Annotated in this window: 23 protein-coding genes; 16 read left to right on the top strand and 7 right to left on the bottom strand. The window is 47.9% G+C overall.

The annotated features are described in order from the left end of the window. The first annotated feature begins 2 nt into the window (after positions 1-2). From VER99_RS00795 to VER99_RS00740, 12 genes are all read left to right on the top strand, one after another. On the top strand, positions 3-767 hold the full coding sequence (locus VER99_RS00795; RefSeq protein WP_014230567.1) for a DUF3450 domain-containing protein: 765 nt from the start codon (positions 3-5) through the stop codon (positions 765-767). A 3-nt stretch (positions 768-770) separates the two neighbouring features. Further along, complete coding sequence (locus VER99_RS00790) at positions 771-2132, top strand: MotA/TolQ/ExbB proton channel family protein (protein ID WP_020335707.1); 1362 nt, start codon at positions 771-773, stop codon at positions 2130-2132. Positions 2133-2141: 9 nt separating this feature from the next. Beyond that, positions 2142-2669, top strand: a complete 528-nt coding sequence (locus VER99_RS00785) for a MotA/TolQ/ExbB proton channel family protein (protein ID WP_005458945.1) — start codon at positions 2142-2144, stop codon at positions 2667-2669. Between the two features lie 25 nt (positions 2670-2694). Beyond that, entirely contained in the window at positions 2695-3102 is a 408-nt protein-coding gene (locus VER99_RS00780; RefSeq protein WP_014230564.1) for an ExbD/TolR family protein, read from the top strand. 4 nt (positions 3103-3106) lie between these two features. Beyond that, on the top strand, positions 3107-3739 hold the full coding sequence (locus VER99_RS00775) for an energy transducer TonB (protein ID WP_014230563.1): 633 nt from the start codon (positions 3107-3109) through the stop codon (positions 3737-3739). 12 nt (positions 3740-3751) lie between these two features. After that, entirely contained in the window at positions 3752-4963 is a 1212-nt protein-coding gene (locus VER99_RS00770) for a tetratricopeptide repeat protein (RefSeq protein ID WP_014230562.1), read from the top strand. Between the two features lie 333 nt (positions 4964-5296). Beyond that, positions 5297-5920, top strand: coding sequence for a guanylate kinase (gene gmk, locus VER99_RS00765; protein WP_014230561.1), 624 nt, complete (start codon positions 5297-5299; stop codon positions 5918-5920). 195 nt (positions 5921-6115) lie between these two features. Then, entirely contained in the window at positions 6116-6388 is a 273-nt protein-coding gene (gene rpoZ / locus VER99_RS00760; RefSeq protein ID WP_005379346.1) for a DNA-directed RNA polymerase subunit omega, read from the top strand. A 39-nt stretch (positions 6389-6427) separates the two neighbouring features. Then, complete coding sequence (gene spoT, locus VER99_RS00755) at positions 6428-8548, top strand: bifunctional GTP diphosphokinase/guanosine-3',5'-bis pyrophosphate 3'-pyrophosphohydrolase (protein ID WP_014230559.1); 2121 nt, start codon at positions 6428-6430, stop codon at positions 8546-8548. A gap of 60 nt (positions 8549-8608) precedes the next feature. Beyond that, complete coding sequence (gene trmH, locus VER99_RS00750) at positions 8609-9292, top strand: tRNA (guanosine(18)-2'-O)-methyltransferase TrmH (RefSeq protein ID WP_020335705.1); 684 nt, start codon at positions 8609-8611, stop codon at positions 9290-9292. A gap of 109 nt (positions 9293-9401) precedes the next feature. Further along, positions 9402-11483 carry an ATP-dependent DNA helicase RecG gene (recG, locus tag VER99_RS00745; RefSeq protein WP_020335704.1) on the top strand — a complete coding sequence of 694 codons (2082 nt, stop codon included), beginning with the start codon at positions 9402-9404 and terminating at the stop codon, positions 11481-11483. 218 nt (positions 11484-11701) lie between these two features. Further along, positions 11702-13090 (top strand): uracil-xanthine permease family protein, encoded by a 1389-nt coding sequence (locus VER99_RS00740; protein WP_014230556.1) that lies wholly within the window; start codon positions 11702-11704, stop codon positions 13088-13090. A gap of 86 nt (positions 13091-13176) precedes the next feature. Here VER99_RS00740 and envZ read toward each other — a convergent pair whose 3' ends face one another. The 5 genes from envZ to VER99_RS00715 form a co-directional block, all read right to left on the bottom strand. After that, positions 13177-14469 carry a two-component system sensor histidine kinase EnvZ gene (gene envZ, locus VER99_RS00735; protein WP_020335703.1) on the bottom strand — a complete coding sequence of 431 codons (1293 nt, stop codon included), beginning with the start codon at positions 14467-14469 and terminating at the stop codon, positions 13177-13179. Between the two features lie 127 nt (positions 14470-14596). Beyond that, positions 14597-15316, bottom strand: coding sequence for an osmolarity response regulator transcription factor OmpR (gene ompR, locus VER99_RS00730; protein WP_014230554.1), 720 nt, complete (start codon positions 15314-15316; stop codon positions 14597-14599). Positions 15317-15499: 183 nt separating this feature from the next. Then, positions 15500-15799, bottom strand: a complete 300-nt coding sequence (locus VER99_RS00725) for a DUF1090 family protein (protein ID WP_014230553.1) — start codon at positions 15797-15799, stop codon at positions 15500-15502. A 98-nt stretch (positions 15800-15897) separates the two neighbouring features. Then, complete coding sequence (gene greB, locus VER99_RS00720; RefSeq protein WP_014230552.1) at positions 15898-16401, bottom strand: transcription elongation factor GreB; 504 nt, start codon at positions 16399-16401, stop codon at positions 15898-15900. A gap of 128 nt (positions 16402-16529) precedes the next feature. Further along, positions 16530-18410, bottom strand: coding sequence for a putative ATP-dependent zinc protease (locus tag VER99_RS00715; RefSeq protein WP_024372768.1), 1881 nt, complete (start codon positions 18408-18410; stop codon positions 16530-16532). Between the two features lie 208 nt (positions 18411-18618). Between VER99_RS00715 and VER99_RS00710 the strand changes: the two genes are divergently transcribed. Then, on the top strand, positions 18619-20949 hold the full coding sequence (locus VER99_RS00710; RefSeq protein ID WP_020335701.1) for a Tex family protein: 2331 nt from the start codon (positions 18619-18621) through the stop codon (positions 20947-20949). A gap of 82 nt (positions 20950-21031) precedes the next feature. Here the strand turns inward: VER99_RS00710 and VER99_RS00705 are convergent, their stop codons facing one another. Both VER99_RS00705 and bioH read right to left on the bottom strand, forming a co-directional pair. Beyond that, the gene (locus VER99_RS00705) at positions 21032-21496 is read right to left on the bottom strand and encodes a hypothetical protein (protein WP_020335700.1); all 465 of its coding nucleotides are present in this window, start codon (positions 21494-21496) and stop codon (positions 21032-21034) included. Between the two features lie 111 nt (positions 21497-21607). Next, entirely contained in the window at positions 21608-22375 is a 768-nt protein-coding gene (bioH, locus tag VER99_RS00700; protein ID WP_024372767.1) for a pimeloyl-ACP methyl ester esterase BioH, read from the bottom strand. Positions 22376-22459: 84 nt separating this feature from the next. Between bioH and VER99_RS00695 the strand changes: the two genes are divergently transcribed. The 3 genes from VER99_RS00695 to nudE all read left to right on the top strand — a co-directional run bounded on the left by VER99_RS00695 (position 22460) and on the right by nudE (position 24593). Continuing rightward, positions 22460-23182 carry a ComF family protein gene (locus tag VER99_RS00695; protein WP_024372766.1) on the top strand — a complete coding sequence of 241 codons (723 nt, stop codon included), beginning with the start codon at positions 22460-22462 and terminating at the stop codon, positions 23180-23182. Between the two features lie 96 nt (positions 23183-23278). Next, positions 23279-23863 carry a Fe-S biogenesis protein NfuA gene (gene nfuA, locus VER99_RS00690; protein WP_014230546.1) on the top strand — a complete coding sequence of 195 codons (585 nt, stop codon included), beginning with the start codon at positions 23279-23281 and terminating at the stop codon, positions 23861-23863. Between the two features lie 160 nt (positions 23864-24023). Next, the gene (gene nudE / locus VER99_RS00685) at positions 24024-24593 is read left to right on the top strand and encodes an ADP compounds hydrolase NudE (protein ID WP_020335697.1); all 570 of its coding nucleotides are present in this window, start codon (positions 24024-24026) and stop codon (positions 24591-24593) included. Positions 24594-24612 lie beyond the last annotated feature (19 nt).

Below are 24612 nucleotides of genomic sequence, written 5' to 3'. Positions count from 1 at the left end.
CTATGACGTTAAAGGAATTTGGCGTAAGTGCGTTGACTGCCGCGATCCTGTCGGTAAGTGGTGCAGCAATGGCTGCTGACTCAGGAACCGTAGTCTCTAATCAAGCACAAACCACTAAGTCTTCACAGGCTTCACAAGAAAAAATCGACAACTATGCTGAAAGCACTGAAGGCATGTTGGCTGAATACAAAGGCTTACTTCGTCAAATCGACAGCATGAAAGTCTACAATGAGCAAATTAACCGTATGGTTCAATCTCAACAAGGTGAGTTGGATTCATTAAACAATCAGATTGCTCAAATCGATCAAACGGCAACCGAAGTTGTCCCTCTAACACTAAAAATGATCGATGCACTAGACGAATTCGTGACGCTCGATTTGCCGTTCCAAAAAGAAGAACGTAATAAACGCGTTCAAGAATTACGTCGCCTGATGGACCGTGCAGACGTAACGACTTCAGAGAAATTCCGTAAAGTAATGGAAGCTTACCAAATCGAAGAAGGCTTCTCGCGCTCTATCGAATCTTACAAAGCTAGCCTTGACCGTGGCGGCGAAGTTGTGACTTACGACTTCTTGCGTATTGGTCGTACGGCACTTCTATTCCAATCTCCAGACGGCGGTGAAACGGGTATGTGGAACCAACAAACTCGTCAATGGGAAACATTACCTGAAAGCTACCGTATTGCTGTACAGCAAGGTCTGCGCATCGCTAAGAAGCAAGCGCCACCATCGCTGATCAAACTGCCTGTATTTGCTGGGGAGGAATAAGAGATGAAAGGATTCAAAACTCTAGCCGCTGGCCTATTAGCTAGCTTATTTATGGTTTCTGGCGTTCAAGCAGAAACCCCACAAACACTGTCTGAACTACTGAAAAACGTAAAATCAGAAAGTATTGTTGAATCGAAAGAAAACAAAGAACGCGAAGCAATCTTCAAGCGCGATCGTGATCAGCAAGCCGTGTTGCTACAACAAGCGCGCGATGAGCTTGCCTCACAACAAGCTCTGGGTGATCAGCTAAAAGCAACGTTCGACGAAAACGACAAACAACTTACTGAACTAACCGAAACACTGCGTGTTCGCTCCGGTACCTTGGGTGAAATGTTTGGTGTGGTTCGTCAATACGCAGGTGAATTTAAAGGTCTGTTTGCCGCTTCGCAAAATGCCGTTCAGTTCCCAGAGCGTGATGCACTGCTGACGAAACTGGCAGAAAGTAAAGAGCTACCGTCAACTCAAGAGCTAGAAGCATTCTGGCACACTATTCTTCAACAAGTTGTCGTATCTGGTGATACATCTACAACACAAGCAACCGTTGTTTACGGTGAAGGTAAAGAAGCCGTTCGCGACGTAACACTAGTAGGTGAGTTCAACGCAATTGCAGATGGCAAATACGTTATTTACGTACCTCAAACTGGCAAGTTTGAAGAACTATCACGTCAGCCAAGCAAAAACATCACAAGCCAAGTGGCTGGTTTCGAATCAGCAGAAGGCACATATGAGCCGCTGTTCCTTGACCCGTCTCGTGGCGTAATCCTATCGCTATTGGTACAGAGCCCGACCGTTCAGGAACGTATTGACCAAGGTGGTATCGTTGGTTACGTCATCCTGGCAATGGGTGCTGTCGGTGTCATCATTGCACTGTTCTGCTTCCTACGCCTTCAGGTTATCGGTGGCAAGATGCGTAAACAGGCGAAATCTGACACGGTTATCCCTGGCAACCCACTGGGTGAAGTTATCCAAGCTTACCAAGAGCACAAAGGCGACAACCTTGAAGATCTTGAAGCGAAACTGGACGAAATCATCTTACGCAATGCGCCAAGCATCGAACGCTTTGTTAGCTCAATCAAACTGTTTGCTTCAGTTGCACCGCTACTAGGTCTATTGGGTACAGTAATGGGTATGATCGGTACCTTCCAGGCAATCACGCTATTTGGTACAGGCGATCCGAAACTAATGGCAGGCGGTATTTCTGAAGCATTGGTAACCACCATGCTAGGTCTGGTTGTCGCAATTCCTCTACTGTTCCTTTACACCATCGTACACAGTAAAGGTCGTCGTTTGGTTCAAACTCTTGAAGAACAGAGTGCAGGTTTCATCGCTCGCTATCAGGAAAAACTACATAAAGCCGAAAGCTAAGGAGGCGTTATGTGGTGGTTAGTTGGAGAACTTGAATCAATTAGGCGCTTCTTGGGAATGGGTGGCGATGTACTCGTCGCCATCTTCATCCTCAGCTTCATGTTGTGGGCAGTGCTGCTAGAACGCTGGTTCTACTTTGCCGCCGTCGCTCCGAGAGCCGCGAAAAAAGCCGTGACTCTTTGGAGTGAGCGTTCAGAACATCAAAGCTGGAACGCAAAGATGATCCGACAAGAAATCGTTTCTCGTCAGGATATTGAGAATAAAAAGGGTCTGCCAATCGTGAAAGTATTGATTGCGCTTTGTCCCCTACTCGGTCTGCTCGGCACCGTTGTCGGCATGATCCAGGTATTCGACATCTTAGCGGTAACAGGAACAGGAAGCCCTCGAGCAATGGCCTCGGGGATCTCAAAGGCAACAATCCCAACGTTAGCCGGGATGGTGGCTTCTCTGTCAGGACTGTTCTTTAGTTCACGTCTTGATCATTTAGCCAAAGTCACAACGCAAAAGCTGGAAGATAAGCTTAAGCATATTGCCTGAGTAAATGGAATTAGAGGTATAGGTCATGAAAAGACGCTATAGCAGTGATAGCAGTGATGAAACCGCTATCGATATGACACCGATGCTCGACATCGTATTCATCATGTTGATCTTCTTTATCGTAACAACATCGTTCGTTAAAGAAGCTGGTATTGAAGTAAACCGCCCAACGGCAAGCTCAGCACAAACCGTGAAGAAAGGTAACATCATGGTTGCCGTTGGTGCAGCTGGTGATGTTTGGGTTGATAAACGACGCATTGAAGTCGACGCCGTTCGCGCCAACATCGAGCGTCTTCGCGCAGAAAGCCCTGATGGTGCAGTTGTTATCCAGGCGGATACAGAAGCCAACGCAGGCGTAGTCGTGAAGGTTATGGACCAGATCAAGATGGCAGGTGTAGAAAGCATCTCCATTGCCGCAACCGGTAAGGATTAAGCTTATGCGGTATCTGGCCTCAATTGCACTGGCGCTCATTGTCTCCCTCGGACTGTTCTGGGGGATGGACAAGCTGGTAAACAAAGAGCGCCACGAGCTAGTGTCGAATGATGATCAGCGTATGGTCGATTTCATTCGCATTAAACCAGACGAAAAAGTACAGGAGAAAAAACGCGAACTCCCGAAACCACCACCACCTAAGCGTCCGCCGCCACCACCAGAAATGAAGGTGACGTCGACGGTGAAACCGGTGATGGATCAAGTTCCAATGAACATGCCTAATCTAGACCTTCCAGTTAACGTAACGGGTGGTTCAGTACTGGGTCACTACACACAAGGTGGTGGTGCTCAGGTCATTGGCGGCGGAGGCCCGGTTCCTCTGGCCACGTTCCAACCGCAGATGCCTCGTAAAGCGGCACGCTCGGGACTTGAGAAAGGTATCGTACTTGTAGAGTTTACCGTTAACGAACGCGGTGGCGTCGAAGATGTAAAAGTCTTAAAAGAAACACCACGTAAGTTAGGCTTGGGTAAAGCAGCGAAAACAACCGTAGCTAAATGGACCTTCAAACCTAAGATGGTCGATGGTAAAGCCGTGAGTTCTCGTCTTTCTCAAGAAATCGAGTTCTCTACCAACTAAGGAGTCGCAATCATGAAATCATACACAAAATTGTTGGCTTCTCTGGTGTTCATTGCAGGCGCGTACGGCGCGCCTGCTTTCTCCAGCACTCCTGAGTTGTCTGACAGAACATTCAGAACCGTCAATAAAGTTCAGGAACTGATCGCAACGGAAAAGTATTCGGAAGCGATTTCGAAACTGAACTCAGCGTTAAGTAGCAGCAAACGTGAATACGACCGCGCCGTGTTATTGCAACAAATGGGCTTCTTGTACTCGTTGCAAGATAACTATCCCAAAGCGGTCAAATACTTTGCTGATGCATTGAGTTTGAACGCGCTGCCTGTCCCTGTTGCTCAACAGGTTCGCTACAGCGTGGCTCAGCTTTATCTTGCTGAAGGTCAGTTTAAAAAGTCCGTCTCTACTATGAAAGAGTGGTTCAAAATTGCCGAGACAACGGAAGAAAAACCGCAAGCTCATGCCTACATCACGCTAGCGAGTGCTTATATTCAGCTAGAAGATTACAAAAATGCGATTCCGCCGACTAAACAGGCCATCGCAATGAGTAAAGACCCTAGCGAATCCTGGTACCAGCTGCTGATGTCTGCGCATTATGAACTCAAACAGTTCAAGAGCGTGGCCGGTGTTCTGAAGATTTTAACCACCAAGTACCCGAAAAATAAGCGTTACTGGACGCAATTGTCTGGTATCTACATGGAGTTAAACCAAGAGCGTAATGCCCTTTCTACTCTGGAGATGGCCTATAAATTAGGTCTTCTGGAAGATGAAAAAGAGTACCTGCGCTTAGTGAACTTCCAGGCTTATCAAGGCGTACCATTCCGAGCAGCAAAAACGCTTCAAACGGCCTTTGACGAAGGTCATGTAGAGCGTAACGCGGAGAATCTAGAAAAGCAGGGGGCATTCTGGCAGCAAGCGCAAGAGCTTGGACGTGCAATAGACGTCTACCAACAAGCTTATAACTTGGCTCCAAAGGCAAAAACTCAAATCAAAATCGCTCGTCTGATGATTTTAGACAAGCAATATTCAGAAGCGACGAAGTTTACTCAAAACGCCGCTCCTGATGCCAAGCGCGATCAAAAAGGCGAATTAGCCTACATTCGTGGCATGGCATATTTTGAGCTGAACCAGCCAGACAGTGCTCTTAAAGCAATGCAAAGTGCCGCTCAGTCTCCTGACTTGAAAGCCGTTGCGAACCCTTGGATCACTTTCTTAGAAAGCCAGGGCTAAGCTCAGACAAGTCAATAAACTTAAAAATTAAGTGTGAGTCAGTCGCACGCCTGGGGAAGTGAAAGCTTCCCCTTTTTTCCGTCTATTTAGAACCCGAGTCCGAATAAGTCACATCAGCATAAATTGCTCTTTTATTAACAGTGAGTACAGATAGAAAGATCAACTGGCAACAATATAGAGATCATGATACTCTTCGCCTCCATTTTTCTGGCGGGATTATCACCAATATCCATCCCTTTGGTGGTTAATTCAACAACGCCAGTGCTATCGTTATAAGACTGTCGCGACTTTCCGTCGGCACTCAATCAATCCAATCAATAGTGGAACAGTACAATGGGCAAAGGTACTCTCTATATCGTATCTGCACCTAGCGGCGCAGGTAAATCTAGCTTGATCTCAGCAATGTTGGAGCGCAATCCGACATACGCAATGAAAGTGTCTGTGTCTCACACCACTCGCGACATGCGCCCTGGTGAAGAAAACGGTATCCACTACCACTTCGTCGCAAAAGAAGAGTTTGAAGCTCTCATTGCGAAAGGTGACTTTTTGGAATACGCCGAAGTATTCGGTAACTACTATGGCACTTCCCGCGTCTGGATTGAAGAAACGCTAAACAAAGGTATCGACGTATTTTTGGATATCGACTGGCAGGGTGCACGACAAATTCGTGAGCAAATGCCTGAAGCAAAAAGCATCTTCATTCTTCCACCATCAAATGGTGAGCTAGAGCGTCGCCTGAACACTCGAGGCCAAGACAGCGATGAAGTCATTGCCAAGCGCATGGCAGAAGCCAAGTCAGAAATCTCGCATTACAACGAGTACGATTACGTGATTGTAAACGACGATTTCGATACAGCGCTGATGGACTTTAAAGCGATTCTTCGAGCTGAAAGATTGAAGGAAGAAAAGCAAGCTGCTAAATATAAAGGTATGCTTGACGCGTTGTTAGCAGAGTAACTTCAATATAAAGTCACGCTGTAAAACATAAAGAATTCTTGCTTCTTTGCTCTTAATTTTCCGTAGCAAAGAGCAGACAATAAAACACCGGAGAAAGTCCGCTTACAGTGGCACGTCTAATCGCTAGTAAATAAAGCAGTTAGACTGTATACTTTCTCGTCATTCTAATATTTTAGTTAACTATTTGGAGTCCTCATGGCACGCGTAACTGTTCAAGACGCTGTTGAAAAAGTTGGCAACCGTTTCGACCTAGTACTGATTGCGGCTCGCCGCGCTCGTCAAATGCAAACTGGCGGTAAAGATGCACTAGTGCCAGAAGAGAACGATAAGCCAACGGTTATCGCACTTCGCGAAATCGAAGAAGGTTTAATCACGAAAGAAGTTCTGGACGCTCGTGAACGTCAAGAACAACAAGAGCAAGAAGCGGCAGAGCTAGCGGCAGTAAGCAGCATCGCTCACAACCGTTAATTCTGACTCGAGAATTCAACAACCTCCCGGGCCTATAATTTGTATCTATTCGATAGCCTCAAAGACGTTGCCCAAGAATACCTAACAGAGCCTCAGATTGAGGCTCTGCGTCAATCTTATGTGGTAGCGCGAGATGCCCATGAAGGGCAAACCCGTTCTAGCGGTGAACCATACATCATCCACCCTGTCGCTGTGTCTCGAATCCTGGCAGAAATGCGTCTGGATATCGAAACCCTCCAAGCTGCTCTATTGCATGACGTCATTGAAGATTGTGATGTCAGTAAAGAAGATCTCGAAGAGCAATTCGGTAATACCGTAGCTGAGCTGGTTGATGGTGTATCTAAACTGGACAAACTCAAATTCCGTGACAGGAAAGAGGCTCAGGCTGAGAACTTTCGTAAGATGGTTCTGGCTATGGTGCAAGACATCCGCGTAATTCTGATCAAACTGGCTGACCGAACGCACAACATGCGCACGCTTGGCGCACTTCGACCAGACAAAAAACGCCGTATCGCTCGTGAAACTCTAGAGATTTATGCGCCACTCGCCCACCGTCTTGGTATTCACAATATCAAAACCGAGCTGGAAGAGTTGGGCTTTGAAGCGCTTTACCCAAACCGTTATCGCGTTCTAAAAGAAGTCGTGAAAACGGCACGTGGTAATCGTAAAGAGATGATCCAACGTATCCACAGCGAGATCGAAGGCCGCCTGCAAGATGTTGGTCTGAGTTCACGCGTTGTTGGTCGTGAGAAGAATCTGTTCTCTATCTATAACAAGATGAAAACCAAAGAACAGCGCTTTCACACCATCATGGACATCTATGCATTCCGAGTGGTTGTTGATACTGCAGATACGTGTTATCGCGTTCTGGGCCAGGTGCACAGCTTATACAAGCCACGCCCGGGCCGCATGAAAGATTACATCGCGGTTCCAAAAGCCAACGGCTACCAATCGCTGCATACTTCGATGGTCGGCCCTCATGGTGTTCCGGTAGAAGTACAGATCCGTACTGAAGATATGGATCAAATGGCGGATAAAGGTGTTGCTGCGCATTGGTCTTACAAAGACAAAGGCGATACCTCTGGCACAACAGCGCAAGTGAAAGCTCAACGCTGGATGCAAAGCCTGCTTGAACTGCAGCAAAGCGCGGGTAACTCGTTCGAATTCATTGAAAACGTAAAATCGGATCTGTTCCCAGACGAAATTTACGTCTTCACACCAAAAGGTCGAATCGTCGAATTGCCACTTGGCGCGACAGCGGTCGACTTCGCCTACGCGGTGCATACTGATGTCGGCAACTCTTGTGTTGGTGCCCGTGTTGATCGTAACCCTTACCCACTGAGTAAGGCACTGAAAAACGGTCAAACGGTCGAGATCATCAGCGCACCAGGCGCTCGTCCAAACGCGGCATGGCTGAATTATGTCGTGACTTCACGTGCACGCACCAAGATTCGCCAGGTACTGAAAACCATGCGTCGTGAAGAGTCAATCACACTTGGTCGCCGCTTGCTGAATCACGCACTTGGTCGCCACTCTATTGACTCTATTTACCCAGATAACGTCCAGGAAGTCCTGACTGACCTTCGTTTGGAAAGTACCGATGACCTGTTGGCTGCAATTGGTTTGGGTGAGTTAATGAGTATCGTCATTGCGCGTCGTCTGCTAGGTGATACCGAAGAGCTGACCACAACCAGTTCGATTCCTGGCGATTCGAAGAAGAAGCTGCCAATTCGTGGCGCGGAAGGTTTACTGCTGACGTTTGCAAACTGTTGTCACCCAATTCCGGATGATCACATTATTGCGCACGTATCACCGGGCCGTGGATTAGTTGTTCACCGCGAAACCTGTCCAAACGTACGTGGTTACCAGAAAGAACCGGATCGCTACATGGCGGTTGCCTGGTCTGACGATTACGATAAAGAGTTCATCGCTGAACTTAAAGTCGACATGCTCAACCATCAGGGTGCGCTCGCTGAGCTAACCAACGTAATTTCGAAGACAGGCTCGAACATCCATGGCTTGTCAACGGAAGAACGTGATGGTCGCCTGTATACCGTCACCGTTCTGCTGACCACCAAAGATCGTGTTCACCTTGCTGGCATCATGAGAAAAATCAAAGCGATGCCACACGCGACTCGAGTCCGACGCAGAAGAAGATAATAACAATCATCGCCACCTACTCCGCTAGGTGGCGATTTTTTATATCCCTATTTATTTACTATGAACCTAGAACGCTACCACCGTATCCACCAAGTCCTGAAAGCACGCCAGACCGACCTAACGTTATGCCTTGAAGAAGTTCACAAGCCGAATAACGTCTCAGCGGTTATCCGCACAGCCGATGCAACTGGCTTACACAAAGTCCACGCCATTTGGCCAAATAAAATGCGTACCCTGAGCCACACATCAGCGGGCGCACGCAACTGGGTAGAAGTGGACACTCACGATTCAATCGAAGACGCCGTGACCGAGTTAAAAGCGCAAGGCATGCAGGTGCTGGTGACTAACCTATCGGAAACAGCTGTCGACTTTCGAGACATCGACTACACAAAACCAACCGCCATCATTTTAGGCAGTGAGAAAACAGGCGCTTCAGAACAAGCCAAACAGCTCGCTGATCAAGACATCATCATCCCGATGATTGGTATGGTGCAGTCGCTCAATGTTTCTGTCGCAAGTGCGGTGATTTTGTATGAAGCCCAGCGTCAACGTGAAGCCGCTGGTATGTACGAGCGTGAAGAAAGCGCTCTGCCGAAAGAGACGATTAACCGAATCCTGTTTGAACGTGGTCACCCGGTTTTGGCTAAAGTTGCGAAACGTAAAGGTCTCGCTTATCCGCCACTCGACGATGAGGGTCAAATCATCGCCGACGAGGCGTGGTGGAAAGAGATGCAGCAGAAATAATAGCGAGACTAGGATCCTAGTTCCTGGTCGCTCCTCTTATTTTTTCCTGTACAAAAACACAGCTCCATGGTTAACATATTGCAATGTTAACTATTTTTTTGAGCCTTCTATGTCTGCCCAACTGCTATCTGCTGTTCCATTAACTTCCCTTTCAGGGGTTGGCGCGAAAGTCGCAGAAAAACTAGCCAAAGTTGGCTTACATTCGGTTCAGGATTTACTGTTTCACCTGCCACTTCGTTACGAAGATCGTACCCGTATTTATCCTATTGCTAAGCTCCATGCAGGGCTGTGGGCGGCGGTACAAGGCAAGGTGATGGCCGTGGATACCATTTTCGGTAAACGCAAAATGCTCACGGTAAAAATCAGTGATGGTAACGGCACCATTACGCTGCGTTTTTTCAATTTTACCGCGGCGATGAAGAACAACTTTTCTCAAGGTAAGTTAGTACACGCTTACGGGGAAATAAAACGTGGTGGAATGGGTTTGGAAATCGTCCACCCAGATTACAAGTTCTATATCAGCGAACAAAAGCCAGATGTAGAACAAAGCCTGACGCCCGTTTATCCAACCACAGATGGCCTAAGACAAATCACCCTGCGTAACCTGACCGAGCAGGCGCTAGCGTTATTGGATAAAGCCGCCGTACAAGAGTTACTGCCAGCGGGTTTATACGATCACCAAATCACCATGTCTCAGGCGCTGCACACCATTCACCGACCGCCCCCAACGATCAACTTAGATGAGTTTGATGAAGGTAAACATCCGGCACAAATCCGTCTGATCATGGAAGAGCTGTTGGCTCAGAACCTCTCTATGTTGGCGGTGCGCAGTAAAGGACAACAAGATATTGCCCTGCCACTTGCTCCTTGTGAAAAACTGAAGAACCAACTGCTGGCGCAACTGCCGTTCTCACCAACCAACGCTCAGGCACGAGTGGTAAAAGAGATTGAAGCCGATCTGGAGAAGCCTCACCCGATGATGCGCCTTGTTCAGGGCGATGTTGGGTCAGGCAAAACATTAGTGGCAGCACTGGCCGCTGTTCGTGCGATTGAGCACGGTTATCAGGTTGCACTAATGGCACCAACTGAGCTGCTAGCCGAACAGCATGCCATCAACTTTGCCAACTGGTTTGAATCTATGGGAATCCAAGTAGGCTGGCTGGCAGGTAAGTTAAAGGGTAAAGCTAAAGAAGCAGAACTCGCACGCATTGCCAGCGGTGAAGCACAAATGGTAGTGGGTACTCACGCCTTGTTTCAGGAACATGTTGAATTCCATCATCTGGCGCTGGTTATTATTGATGAACAGCACCGCTTTGGCGTCCACCAGCGATTAGAATTACGTGAGAAAGGAGCCAAGCAAGGCGCTTACCCACATCAGCTCATCATGACCGCAACCCCTATCCCACGTACCTTAGCGATGACTGCTTACGCCGATTTGGAAACCTCAGTAATTGACGAATTACCGCCGGGCCGAACTCCGATTCAAACCGTCGCGATTCCCGATACAAAACGCAACGACATCGTGGAACGAGTTCGCCATGCCTGTCTCAACGAAGGTAAGCAAGCCTACTGGGTGTGTACACTGATTGATGAGTCTGAGGTATTGGAGGCACAAGCTGCCGCTGATACTGCAGAGGACCTGCAGCGCAAGCTGCCTGATGTGAAAATTGGCTTAGTTCATGGCCGCATGAAGCCGGCGGAAAAACAAGCCGTGATGCAGGATTTCAAAGACAACAAGCTGCATCTGCTCGTCGCCACAACCGTGATAGAAGTCGGCGTAGACGTACCAAATTCAAGCCTGATGATCATCGAAAACCCGGAGCGACTCGGTTTAGCGCAGTTACACCAGCTGAGAGGCCGTGTTGGACGAGGATCTGTCGCCAGTCATTGTGTTCTACTTTATCACTCACCACTATCAAAAACCGCACAAAAGCGCCTCGGCGTTCTGCGTGAAAGCAACGACGGCTTTGTCATTGCGCAGAAAGATTTGGAGATCCGTGGTCCTGGTGAGTTATTAGGTACCAAGCAAACCGGTCTGGCAGATTTTAAAATTGCGGACTTGGTTCGTGATCAGCGCTTAATACCCGAAGTTCAACGCATAGCTCGCCATATTCACGACAATTATCCTATTAATGCCACGGCGATTATCGATCGTTGGCTAGGCGAACGGGATATTTACTCCAAAGCTTAAGCTTAAAATAGTCCGAATAATTGATTATCAACGCCTCATGGCAATCGTTTGCTTTTTAAATAAATCACTCTATAATCGCGCACAAAATTAGGGTATTTACCCCAACCAATCTGAGTTGACACTGATTAACAGCAATCACAGATCAAAACGTCAGCTCCTCCCAGTACTCCCATTCAGCGAGCGCTGGGTAATAAATATTGCGACAAGCGAGACAAACCATGACAACTTCAAACCGATCTTCGGAACTGGTCTATCAATTAAACGATCGCCCACCACTGCCACAAACGATTTTCGCCGCCATTCAGCACTTGTTAGCGATGTTCGTTGCGGTGATTACCCCTTCGTTGATCATTTGCCAATCCTTAGGCGTACCAGCCGATCAGACAAACACGATTATCAGCATGTCTCTATTTGCTTCTGGTGTGTCGTCATTTATTCAGATTCGTACCTTTGGCCCGATAGGCTCTGGCCTGTTATCAGTGCAAGGCACCAGCTTTAACTTTTTAGGCCCAATCATTGGTGCCGGCTTGTCATTGAAAGCGGGCGGTGCTGACATTAGCACAATGATGGCCGCGATTTTCGGCACGATTCTGGTCGCTTCATTCGCGGAAATTCTACTGTCTCGAGTGCTTGAGCACGCTCGCCGCATCATCACTCCGCTGGTTTCAGGTATTGTGGTAACTCTGATTGGTCTGACATTGATTCAAGTTGGATTAGTTTCGATGGGCGGTGGCTATGCTGCGATGGGTGACGGCACGTTCGGTAGCCTGGACAAGTTGGCACTGGCTGGCACTGTACTGGGTCTGATCGTTATTTTGAACCGCTCAAACAACCCTTACATTCGCGTAGCTTCGATTGTCATTGCAATGCTGGTTGGCTATATCATGGCCTACTTTATGGGTATGGTTGACACTTCACAGCTAAGCGAGACCAACCTGGTTGCGCTGCCAATCCCGATGCAATACGGCCTAGCGTTTGACTGGTCGCTATTTATTCCTCTAGTACTGATTTTCTTTATTACTGCGCTAGAAGCCATCGGCGATATTACCGCAACTTCTGAAGTGTCCGGTGAGCCAGTAAAAGGTCCGGTTTACATGAAGCGCATCAAAGGTGGCGTGTTGGCTGACGGTTTAAACTCAGCGATCGCTGCAGTCTTTAACAGCTTCCCGAACTCTACGTTCAGCCAAAACAACGGCATTATCATGCTGACTGGTGTCGCAAGCCGTTACGTAGGTTACTTCATCTCCGCTATGCTGGTTTTACTTGGTTTATTCCCTGGTGTGGCGAGCTTCGTTCAGCTGATTCCTGAACCTGTGCTTGGCGGCGCAACCATCGTGATGTTTGGTACGATTGCCGCGGCAGGTGTGCGTATTATCTCTCGTGTTGATCTCGACCGTCGTGCGATTCTGATCATGGCGCTGTCATTCTCGATGGGCCTTGGTATTGCTCAGAAACCTGAAATTCTGCAATTCATGCCAGAGTTTATTAAGAGCATCTTCTCGACGGGTGTTGCTGCGGGCGGTATTACTGCAATCATCTTGAACCTGTTATTGCCAGAAAAACTGGAAGATGAAGAGTCTCAAACTGAAGAGATTAAAGAATCCTAAACTGATCAATAGGATAATAAAAAAGCCCAACTTAGGTTCTAAGCTGGGCTTTTATTTTGCTCGTCGATGATGCTTTAGCTGTTGGGTTACTTAGTCGGGAAGCTGATTTGGGCGATTAAGCCACCTTCACTACGATTACGCATCACAACCGAGCCTGAATGCTGGCTGACAATGCGCTTAACGATCGCCAGACCAAGTCCGGTACCTTCACTGCCTCGTGCCGTATCTCCACGCGTAAACGGTTCAAACAACTTACCGACCTGATCAGGTTCAATACCGGGGCCGTTGTCTTCCACTGTGACCCAAACCAGTTGGTTATCTGCGGTCATACCCGTCGACACTTTGACCCAGCCATTGCCATAGCGAACCGCATTGACCACTAAGTTAGTCACTGCGCGTTTAATCGCAATCGAATTACCCAGAGCGGGTTTGATAGACCCTTCAATTTTGGTCTCAATTTCCCGCTCATCACTGCCTTCTGAGCTCGCGACATCACATACTATGTCGTTCAGAGACACCGCCTCAAACGTCTGGTTATTCACCGGCTTAAGGTAATCCATAAACTGGCTGATGATTTCATTACACTCTTCCGTATCGCTGATGATGCCTTCAGCGAGATAGCTTTCCTCTGGTGACATCATTTCTGTCGCGAGACGAATTCGGGTTAACGGTGTTCGTAAATCGTGACTGATCCCCGCCATCAACAAGGCGCGGTCTTCTTCCAGCTCCTGAATACCTTTCGACATCTGATTAAAAGCACGGGTCACCGCGCGAATTTCTAACGCGCCTTTCTCTGGTATCGGCGGCGGTATCTCACCACGACCAACCCCCTTGGCTGCTTTTTCTAACGCCAGTAACGGGCGGTTTTGAAAACGAATAAAGAGCCAGCCACCAGCGATAATCAGCAGTGCCATGATCAGGCTGTTACGAAATAGCGGCGCAAAATCCTCTTCTTGCAGCTCTGAAAGCGGGATACGAATAAGCGAGTTGGGTAGCTTGTCGATGTGCATCCACAAGATGTAACTCTCCTCGCCCAACATCAAACGTACTTCAGTCGGAGAATCCAGTTCTTGAGTCATTTCTTCCGACATCAATTCAATCGACATCGCGTGATTAAACTCGTCCGCTCTTTCACTATCAATACTGTGAACCGTTACGCCCAGCCTTTCTAATAACTGACGCCTTATTGGTGCCTCATACTGAAGCTCTCCGTCGGCATCAAGCACTAGGTTGAGCTCATGAGCGAGAATTTTATTGAACTGCTGCAGGCTCGGCATCAACGCATAGTTGAAAACGGCGTAATAAGAGAAGACTTGGCTAGCGAGAAGCAAAGAAATGAACAGCAGAATAGATTGAGTGAGAGAGCTTCGGATTCGCATGGACAGTTCCTGGTGATCCTAACAGAGTGTTGCTAAAAGAATGTGCCTAATCGCGATTTTCCGCCCTCATACAGGAGATGCAAGAGGACGGAATGTACAGACAAATATCGGAGTGCAGTTACGCGAATTAGACTTCTTTGCCGTCTGGGACAAATACGTAGCCCAAGCCCCATACCGTCTGAATGTAACGTGGTTTGCTCGGGTCATCTTCCAACATGCGACGAAGACGAGAAATTTGTACGTCAATAGAACGTTCCATTGCCGAATATTCACGGCCACGGGCCATATTCATCAGTTTGTCTCGCGACATTGGCTCACGTGCGTTGGTGACTAAGGCTTTTAGTACGGCAAACTCACCAGATGTTAACGGCATCGATTCTTCGCCACGGAACATTTCACGCGTTCCAAGGTTTAAACGGAACTCGCCAAATTCCACCACTTTTTCTTCCGTGCTTGGTGCGCCCGGCAGTTCGATGGTTTGACGGCGTAATACCGCTTTAATGCGAGCCAACAACTCACGCGGGTTAAACGGTTTTGGCAGGTAATCGTCTGCCCCGACTTCTAAGCCAACAATACGATCAACTTCGTCCCCTTTTGCGGTCAGCATCAGGATAGGTAACATGTTGTTCGCGTTACGTAAGCGGCGACAGATAGATAAACCGTCTTCACCTGGCAACATCAAATCGAGCACCATTAAGTGAAAGTTTTCACGCGTCAGTAAGCGATCCATTTGTTCGCCATTGGCAACGCTACGAACCTGAAAACCTTGCTCAGAAAGGTAACGCTCCAATAGAGCACGTAAACGAGCATCGTCATCAACCACTAAAATTTTATGATTTTCCTGCATTGAAACATCCTTTCAGAAGCATGTATTGTCGAAAATGTATCACTGTTTTTTCAAACGTGCTTGTGCAAATTGTTACTCTTTTTATCTTAGCCGCTCTTTTGACACATTATTTCGAAGATACAGCGCTAATATTGAGCGAAGTGATTGCTCAGATTAGCAAAAATATCGCCTATCAACCGGAGGTTACTGGCTCAGTTCCCACTCTGTTTCGCTGCTGGCTTGCAACTTTTCCTTTTGAGTACTTTTTTCAATTTCTGCATGTAATTTCTGGCGTTGCTCCTCTCGAATACACTCACTTTGTACCGAAGCTAACGCACGTTCGAGCCCTTCAATATGCTGCTCTTTACCTTGCACTTTGGCGTATTCAAGCTGCTGCTCGACAGCAAACTCTTTTGCATCACACCCTTTTAGTTCTTCTTGGGAAAACGCAGAAAATGAACATCCTACGGTTAATACGGTGCCACTAATCACTGCTCTCATCATTTATGTGCTCCTATAAAAGCGCTCAATGCCTTTTCTTCTCAGGATGAAGAGGATGTCGGTTAAACATGGTCGGAACATTCACTCACCGACCAGTCACCCTAGCTAGGGTTTGTCGCATCTGGGCTGGATAGGTTGTACTCAATCGAGTTAATGAACCATTCTTTATCGCCATCGGGCGTCCTAACCGTAAACTCTTCATCGACTTGTTTTTTAAGCATCGCGCGTGCCATGGGTGAGTCGATAGAGATATAGCCTTTCGCATCGCCATAGATCTCTTCCGGCCCGACAATACGAAACTTCTTCACGTCACCCGCTTCATTTTCGATCTCGACCCAAGCTCCGAAGAAGACCTTACCTTCTTGCTGAGGTGAGTAATCCACGATGGTCACTTCAGGTAAAAACTTTCTGAGAAAACGAACGCGACGATCGATTTGACGCAATAATCGTTTATTGAAGGTGTAATCTGCATTTTCAGAGCGATCGCCCAGACTGGCGGCCCAGGTGACTATCTTGGTGATCTCAGGTCGCTTTTCGTTCCAGAGGTAATCGTGCTCTTGTTTGAGTTTGTTATAGCCTTCACGCGTAATCAGCTTAGTTTTCAATTTTTCTCCTTGGGAGACGGGTGATTTTCGTTTGGTTTATGCCCCGGCTCTAATTCTGAGATTATACCAATCACAGTACGTAAAACACGGGGCGAAGTTGGCGTTCAGCCTACAAATTGACTGAGTTTTTACTTTTTGACATCCGATTTTTTCGTCACGATGTAATTGGTATCACTCGACACCACCACACCATGCTTCAAAAAGTTTTTACCCAAAATCATGCTGTACTTAAAACGCTCTCTGTCCTGAAGGTTGACCTCTATTTTCTTCTCCAGATCGCCCAGTTTCACGTGCATTTTAACCACCGGCCTGACGTTGGTTTTCTCGCCCTTCTTCGCGGTAATGTGCATCACATTGACCACTTCACGAGTCAGCTGTTTTTTCACGCCATAATCGTTTTCATAAGTGAAGCTCACCATGTCTTTGCCGTCTTTCTGAAATTGCTTGATATCAGTAGCGCTGATTGAGCTGACGTCAGCCCCCGTATCCAGTTTCACCGGGAACAACATGCCTTCCACTTCAGCCACTTCAATATGACCAGCCCGGAATAACGGTTTGGCATCCAAGAGGTGATCCGCACGCGTATTCAGCAGCACACCACCTTTTGCCATATCATGGCCAAACACGAAAAACGGTTGAGTTTCTTCGTTCTCCAACACATCAATGGCAAATTCGATGCTCTTCTCTGTGTTCCCAATCACAAAATCCCCTTCAACCACGGGGCGCACCATATCGCCCACTCTTAGCTTTTTCACAACGGGTTTGGTGATTTTTTCCTCTTTGCCCTGTTCATTGGTTAAGTAATAGGTCGCCACTTCATCTTTGCCTTTTTCGCTGAGCTCAAAGCCATGCACGCGAAGAAGCGGAGTTTTGACAGTAAACGTTGGGTAGGCTGGTACGGAGTAGCCATCAATATTGAGAGTCTCCTCAGGAGAAATCACCAGAGGTTTGGCTTTCAGAGCACTCTTAAAGGTCTTTTCAACACCACCAAGCAGGTTTTCTTTATCGGTATCGACCACAAAGTGCTGGCTAACCACATCATTGCCTAAGCGCAGCTGTGAGCTAAAATTGCTGCGATCACGCAAATACACCAACCAGTGCTGAGTTTCGCTTTCCGACACTTTCACAGGTAAATATACCAGTGGTCGCTCACCTTTCGTCGTTTTAAGCATACGAATCAGCGGCAGTGTCATCGGGTGTCGCTTACCGTTTTCGCCCTCTAAGGTGAAGGACACTTGCTTGGCCTTCTTATCTACTTTGATGTCCAGAGCATGCGCATTGGTGTAGCGACTGCTGGTCGAAATACTCACCTTGTAAGGAACGCCTTCTACAGAGACAAGCTCTTGCTTACCAATCATTTTGGCCTTGGGCTGCTGCTGCAGGTAGTCATATCCGGCAAACACCCACGCGTTATCTTTCAGATAGGTTTTTCCAATCAGAATTGGTGCAGAAAACTGCTTACGTGCGGTTAAGTTCACAACGGTATCAACGGTATGACCCGCTATCGTCATCGGCATTTTTACGTTTGGACGCAATATCGGTTTTGTACTGGTACGGCTGCGAATCGCACTGATACGTTCCAGATCATCGGTGACTGTGATCTGTTTGCCCGTGTAAGGGTGCTGAATGGTAAAGCTCACTTTGACTTGATACGGCTCGAAAGTCCCATCATCCCACTTGGCTTTTGTACCACCCAAATCATCGATGATCGCCCAAAGTAACTCGTTATCTTTCAGGTTAGAGAACTCTGGGTTCGAGCTGGTGACGTGAATATTCTCGGCATGCATCGAGGTGGTATCGGCACCTGTATCAATCTTACCCATGAACGGCACGTCACTTAGCTCTGGAATCTCGCTGTAATAGACATTTTCAACCCGGCCTAACACCAGTTTGTCATCGAGTTGGTAAATTGGATCTTGAGTGGTTGCGGAAAGAGATTGCGCCCAGCTAAATGGCGCAACAAGTAAGGCACTGGTAAGCGCCAAAGCCAAAGACATTTTTTTCATCATGATTATCCCTATGAGCTAAGGTATGTACTTTAGTTGATAATCGAGGATATAAGTTCTCAATTTAATTAAAGTTTTGACACAAACCTGACTGATGTCCACCAGCGCCCGGTAAATTTTTGCACTGCTCGCGGAAAACATTGCAAATTCATCGAATGACCCCAATGTTTATACCTAACGAAACTCAACTGAATAAAAAGAGAATACACGGATGAGCCAAGCTATCTGTCGCATGATTGCTCAAGAGCTGAATGTTCGCCCAGAGCAAGTCAACGCTGCTGTCACCCTGATTGATGACGGTAACACCGTTCCTTTTATCGCACGTTACCGTAAAGAGGTGACGGGTGGCCTTGATGACACCCAACTGCGTACGCTGGACAGTCGCCTGTCTTACCTTCGTGAACTGGACGACCGTCGTCAAACCATTCTGAAGTCTATTCAGGAGCAAGGTAAGCTGACGCCTGAACTGGAAACAGAAATCACTCAGGCAGACAGTAAAACTCGTCTGGAAGATCTTTACCTGCCTTACAAACCAAAGCGTCGTACTAAAGGCCAAATCGCAATTGAAGCAGGTTTAGAGCCACTCGCTGACGCCCTGTGGAATCATCCGCAAACTGAACCAGAAAGCGAAGCAAGTAAGTACCTTGACGCAGACAAAGGTATCGCGGATACCAAAGCGGCACTGGATGGCGCGCGTGCCATCATCATGGAGCGCATCGCCGAAGACGCCAACTTACTAGAAAAGATTCGTACGCATCTGAACCGCAATGCAGAGTTCGTTGCCCGTGTTGTCGAAGGCAAAGAGAACGAAGGCGAGAAATTTAAAGATTACTTCAGCCACAATGAGCCACTCAGCAAAGTGCCATCTCACCGTGCCCTTGCGATGCTCCGTGGCCGTAACGAGGGTTTCCTAACCTTGGCGATGAATGCCGACCCAGAACAGGAAGAAGGCGTTCGTCAGTCTTACTGTGAAACCATCATTGCAGACCATTATGGCGTGACACTTAGCAATGCACCCGCAGATACGTGGCGTAAACAGGTAATCAGCTGGGCATGGCGCATCAAAGTGTCAATGCACATGGAAACCGAGCTAATGGGTGCGATGAAAGAGCGCGCAGAAATCGAAGCGATTGATGTGTTCGCCACCAACCTGAAAGATTTGTTGATGGCGGCTCCAGCTGGCCCTCGTGCCACGCTGGGCCTCGATCCTGGTCTGCGTACTGGTTCAAAAATCGCAGTAGTCGACTCCACAGGTAAAGTACTGACGACCGAGACCATCTACCCTCACCCGCCGCAAAAACAATACGATAAATCGGCTCAGATTGTGGACCAACTGGTACGCAAGTTTAACGTTGACTTGATCGCCATTGGTAACGGTACGGCTTCTCGTGAGACAGACAGTTTTGTTGCTGACGTCATTAAGCGCGGCAACCTGAAAGTACAAAAAATCATGGTCAGTGAAGCCGGAGCTTCGGTTTACTCAGCATCAGAGCTGGCAGCGAAAGAGTTCCCGAATATGGACGTTTCGCTGCGTGGCGCTGTTTCTATTGCCCGTCGTTTGCAAGATCCTCTGGCGGAGCTGGTGAAAATCGATCCTAAATCGATCGGTGTGGGTCAATACCAGCATGATGTCAGCCAATCGATGCTGGCAAAACGTCTAGACGCAGTGGTAGAAGACTGTGTAAACGCCGTAGGTGTGGACGTTAACACTGCATCTGCCGCACTGCTGACTCGCGTGGCTGGCCTCTCCAGTACCATCGCGCAAAACATCGTTGACTTCCGTGATGAAAACGGCCGCTTTGATGCGCGTACGACACTGAAAAAAGTGCCTCGCTTAGGGCCAAAAGCCTTTGAACAGTGTGCCGGTTTCCTGCGGATCATGGATGGAAAAAACCCGCTGGACGCCTCTTCGGTTCACCCGGAAGCCTACCCAGTGGTCAAAAGTATCGCAGCGAAAAACAGCAAAGACGTTAAAGCACTCATCGGCGATACCACTTTCCTGAAAAGCTTGCATGCTGTGGATTACACTGACGACAACTTTGGTGTTCCAACAGTGACTGACATCATCAAAGAGCTGGATAAACCGGGCCGAGACCCTCGTCCTGAGTTTAAAACCGCAACCTTTGCTGACGGCGTAAATACCGTGGCAGACCTTGAACCCGGCATGATTCTGGAAGGTGTGGTATCGAACGTCGCAAACTTTGGTGCATTCGTTGATATCGGTGTCCATCAAGATGGTCTCGTACACATCTCAGCACTGACGGATCGCTTTGTCTCTGACCCGCGTGAAGTGGTCAAAGCGGGTGACATCGTCAAAGTCAAAGTGATGGAAGTGGATGTTCAGCGTAAACGTATCGCTCTGTCGATGCGTCTGAACGATGAACCGGGCCAAGACAATCGCAGCCAGCGTTCTGATGCGCCACGTCGAAATGATCAGCAACGTCGTCAACCACGTCGTGATAATTCCTCATCAAATAATGCATTAGGAAATAACGCAATGGGTGGCGCTTTTGCCGCAGCTTTTGCCAAGGCGAAAAAGTAAATTCCGTTAAAAACAAAAAAGAAAACGCTCCAGTCAGTTAGCTCTGACTGGAGCGTTTTTATTTGAGTAGAGTGTTGAGTTATTACAATACTGCTATCACGTCTGACGGCGTATGAGGCGCGACCGAATGACCATAATGAAACTTGATCACTTTCCTGCGCCTTTCCATCAATCCTTGATAGATCGCAGCATCCAGAATGCGTTTAGGTAAGCGAAAGCGTATCGTATAGCCTTTCCCCTGTTCTTCACTGTACGACTTGAGTGCGAGTAATCCGAAAAGCCGTTCTAACGTATCGGCTGGTTCTTCAGAGTAACGAGCGTCAACTTCAGGCTCCCTTTCATAACTGGGATGCTCAGAAGGATCCCAAGCAGACTGGCGTCGCCGCTTGTCATCTCCTTTTACTTTGCGCTCTGCACTAGTTTTAACCAATGCTGTCGTTGGCGTCACAGGCTCTCGGACTTTGTTATCACGAGCCGCTTGCTCCGTTTGCACATTCACGGACGGGGCGATCAATGGCACACTTACGTTGGTCGGTGACACAATCATTGCGAACCCTCCTCGGAGTCGCCACTCGTCTATGCCGCTAGCAAATACAGCCTAGCTCAAACCTTTATCGACCACTTTTTAAACAACTTGAGTTTTTTGCGCCGCGAACCGTTAGCGAACAGCAAATTCTCGAACTTGCGCACAAAACGCGTCATGTTCAGTCATAAACGGCGCATGGGAAGACTGGCTAAAGATGCCATGCTCAGTGTGTGGCAGCTGCTCATTGAGATCGCTGGCGACCTTAATCGGTACCAGTCCGTCTAGTCGTCCATACAAACGTAACATCGGCATGGTCAGCGACGTAAGCGCATCGCGCAGATCAACGTCCGCTAAGATATTTAAACCCACCAGCAGTGAGTCTGGATTCGGCTGAGGGCGAGAGAGCACCGCTTGCTTAAGCAGTTTTACGTCTTTACGCGCTGATGGGCTGCCCATTGCTTGCAGCGCCATAAAACGCTCGATTGTGAGTGAAAAATCTTCCAGCAACTGCTCGGTAAAAGCACTCAAAACCTTAGGCTGAATGCCACGCCATGTTTTCTCTGCCGCAAATTTAGGAGAGCTCGCCACAGTGATGAGTTTATTCACGCGCTCTGGTGCGTTAAGCGCAATATGAGTCGCCACCAAACCGCCTAATGACCAGCCCAGCCAAACCGCTTTTTCTGGCGCGTCTTCAAGCACCATCTGAGCAATATGAGCTAAATCTTCGCCATGATGTTCAGCGCTGTGGCCGTATCCTGGAAGATCAACCACGTGCACCCGAAAACTGCACTGAAGGGACTCGATGGTTTGTTGCCAAACCGCGCCATTCATTCCCCAGCCATGCAGTAACACCAAATCTGGTCCCTGACCAAACGACTGCCAGTGTAAATTCGTGCTCATGCTCTCAATCTCTCCCACTTAACTTATTCCTTACGCTTACATCCCGGCGTTAGTCTGTGCAAAACCTCTACCTGAATAAGTTGTATGTTATCTCATCACTGGCAAAACATCATGCGTCGCGTGCTCGGTAGTCAATGTGGTTTGTGCAGGCTGCCACTGAAAACAGCACAATCACCGAACGCTCTTCGTTGGTGTAGCCATTGTTTTCAGTATCTTAATCCGATTAGAAGGTGCCAACATTGTGGTTTGGCTATGCAGGAAACAGAAAGGAGCGACACGGTGTGTGGCGAGTGCTTGGCCGAACCACCGCCCTGGCAGCGACTCATCACTCTCGGAGACTATGCGTTTCCTCTGTCACGCGAGGTTCAACGCTTTAAAGATCATGGCGAGAGTTGGCACGTAGAAGCATTAACGCAATTGCTCGCGGCACGTATTTCTTCTCCAGCGACACTGATTACCAGCGTTCCACTGCACTGGCGACGCTATTTATCGCGTGGATTCAATCAAAGTGATGTACTTGCCAGACACTTGGCAGCCCATCTGCATCGCCATTTTGACCCTAAAGTATTTCGTCGTATCCAATACGCAAACTCTCAGAGAGGCCATACTAAAACCCAACGAGAGCAAAACTTGCAAGGTGCGTTTACCCTCAATAAAAAGCCGATTTATAAACACGTGGCGATTGTCGATGATGTCGTCACAACGGGCAGTACGGTACGACAATTATGCCAATTACTACTTGAAGTTGGTGTAGAAAGCATCGATATTTACTGCATCTGCAGAACACCTGCTCCTACTTCGCTCTAGACCGATTCACTATGCCTTATCAGCAAAAAAGCTAGACCCATACGTCAACAAGAGTAGAATAGCAGCAGTAACCTACAAATTTACTCGGGTATTGTCGTGTCAAATATTACTATTACAGAAACTGCGCAAACGCATTTCGCTAATCTTCTCGGTCAACAGCCAGAAGGGACTAACATTCGTATTTTCGTTGTAAACCCAGGTACACAAAACGCTGAATGTGGTGTGTCTTACTGCCCACCTGAAGCGGTGGAAGGAACTGACACAGTGCTCCCATACAGCGGCTTTTCAGCATACGTTGATGAGTTGAGCCTGCCATTCCTTGAAGACGCTGAAATCGACTTCGTTACAGACAAAATGGGTTCTCAACTAACGCTAAAAGCGCCAAACGCTAAAATGCGTAAAGTGTCGGATGATGCACCGCTTGTTGAGCGTGTTGAATACGCTATCCAAACTCAGGTGAACCCACAGCTTGCTGGCCACGGCGGTCACGTAAGTCTGGTTGAAATCACTGATGAAGGTGTTGCTATCGTTGCATTTGGTGGCGGCTGTAACGGCTGTTCAATGGTCGACGTAACACTGAAAGAAGGCATCGAAAAAGAACTACTAAACCAGTTCTCTGGTGAACTAACTGCGGTTCGCGATGCTACAGAACACGATCGTGGTGACCACTCTTACTACTAAGGTAAGTACTGTCATTGAAAATGGGAGACTCAGGTCTCCCGTTTTTGTATCTAGCATTCGCCAGAGCGATAAATTCCAGCTAGCAACTCAGGCAGACTTTTCATATATTAAGAATCTTACGCACCTCGTAAAAACCCAACGACACCAAGGAGCCAGCGCTATGTCGAAAAGGACCCCACCAGAGATTCTCTCTTGCCAGACGGTCGCAAAGTCTAAGCTGTTTGCAGTGGAAGCCCTCGACCTTCGCTTTTCTAATGGCGAACATCGCACTTACGAGCGTATGAAACCTAGTGGCCGAGATGCCGTTATGGTTGTTCCTGTTACCGAACAGGGCGATCTCCTGTTGGTACGCGAGTACGCGGCTGGTACAGAACGGTATGAGTTGGGTTTTCCCAAAGGTCTAATTGATGCGGGAGAAACGCCACATGAGGCGGCAGACCGCGAGCTGAAAGAAGAAATCGGTTTTGGCTGTAATCAATTAACCGCTTTAAAACAAGTTATCCTCGCACCCTCTTACTTTTCGAGCAAAATGACCCTGTTTTTAGGTCAGGCGTTGTATCCGGAAAAACAAGAAGGCGACGAACCTGAGCCATTAGAAATTGTGCGCTGGCCACTGGCACAGGCTGAAGAGCTCATCACGCACATGGATTTCTGTGAAGCACGCAGCATCACCGCATTGATGTTAGCACTGAAACATTTACGCAATACCACTCGCAACAGTAACCAATAACAACAACAGAGCCAATTCA

The sequence above is a fragment of the Vibrio natriegens NBRC 15636 = ATCC 14048 = DSM 759 genome (assembly GCF_035621455.1).
GTDB classification, from domain to species: domain Bacteria; phylum Pseudomonadota; class Gammaproteobacteria; order Enterobacterales; family Vibrionaceae; genus Vibrio; species Vibrio natriegens.
This window is presented reverse-complemented; position numbering and strand designations above follow the sequence as displayed.

Coding starts and splice junctions, on each gene's coding strand:
- trmH (WP_020335705.1), top strand. CDS start 8,609: ATGAACCTAGAACGCTACCACCGTATCCACCAAGTCCTGAAAGCACGC.
- VER99_RS00790 (WP_020335707.1), top strand. CDS start 771: ATGAAAGGATTCAAAACTCTAGCCGCTGGCCTATTAGCTAGCTTATTT.
- VER99_RS00770 (WP_014230562.1), top strand. CDS start 3,752: ATGAAATCATACACAAAATTGTTGGCTTCTCTGGTGTTCATTGCAGGC.
- ompR (WP_014230554.1), bottom strand. CDS start 15,316: ATGCAGGAAAATCATAAAATTTTAGTGGTTGATGACGATGCTCGTTTA.
- rpoZ (WP_005379346.1), top strand. CDS start 6,116: ATGGCACGCGTAACTGTTCAAGACGCTGTTGAAAAAGTTGGCAACCGT.
- VER99_RS00725 (WP_014230553.1), bottom strand. CDS start 15,799: ATGATGAGAGCAGTGATTAGTGGCACCGTATTAACCGTAGGATGTTCA.
- VER99_RS00775 (WP_014230563.1), top strand. CDS start 3,107: ATGCGGTATCTGGCCTCAATTGCACTGGCGCTCATTGTCTCCCTCGGA.
- recG (WP_020335704.1), top strand. CDS start 9,402: ATGTCTGCCCAACTGCTATCTGCTGTTCCATTAACTTCCCTTTCAGGG.
- VER99_RS00715 (WP_024372768.1), bottom strand. CDS start 18,410: ATGATGAAAAAAATGTCTTTGGCTTTGGCGCTTACCAGTGCCTTACTT.
- VER99_RS00695 (WP_024372766.1), top strand. CDS start 22,460: ATGTTATCTCATCACTGGCAAAACATCATGCGTCGCGTGCTCGGTAGT.
- VER99_RS00795 (WP_014230567.1), top strand. CDS start 3: ATGACGTTAAAGGAATTTGGCGTAAGTGCGTTGACTGCCGCGATCCTG.
- VER99_RS00710 (WP_020335701.1), top strand. CDS start 18,619: ATGAGCCAAGCTATCTGTCGCATGATTGCTCAAGAGCTGAATGTTCGC.
- VER99_RS00785 (WP_005458945.1), top strand. CDS start 2,142: ATGTGGTGGTTAGTTGGAGAACTTGAATCAATTAGGCGCTTCTTGGGA.
- VER99_RS00705 (WP_020335700.1), bottom strand. CDS start 21,496: ATGATTGTGTCACCGACCAACGTAAGTGTGCCATTGATCGCCCCGTCC.
- envZ (WP_020335703.1), bottom strand. CDS start 14,469: ATGCGAATCCGAAGCTCTCTCACTCAATCTATTCTGCTGTTCATTTCT.
- VER99_RS00780 (WP_014230564.1), top strand. CDS start 2,695: ATGAAAAGACGCTATAGCAGTGATAGCAGTGATGAAACCGCTATCGAT.
- VER99_RS00740 (WP_014230556.1), top strand. CDS start 11,702: ATGACAACTTCAAACCGATCTTCGGAACTGGTCTATCAATTAAACGAT.
- gmk (WP_014230561.1), top strand. CDS start 5,297: ATGGGCAAAGGTACTCTCTATATCGTATCTGCACCTAGCGGCGCAGGT.
- bioH (WP_024372767.1), bottom strand. CDS start 22,375: ATGAGCACGAATTTACACTGGCAGTCGTTTGGTCAGGGACCAGATTTG.
- nudE (WP_020335697.1), top strand. CDS start 24,024: ATGTCGAAAAGGACCCCACCAGAGATTCTCTCTTGCCAGACGGTCGCA.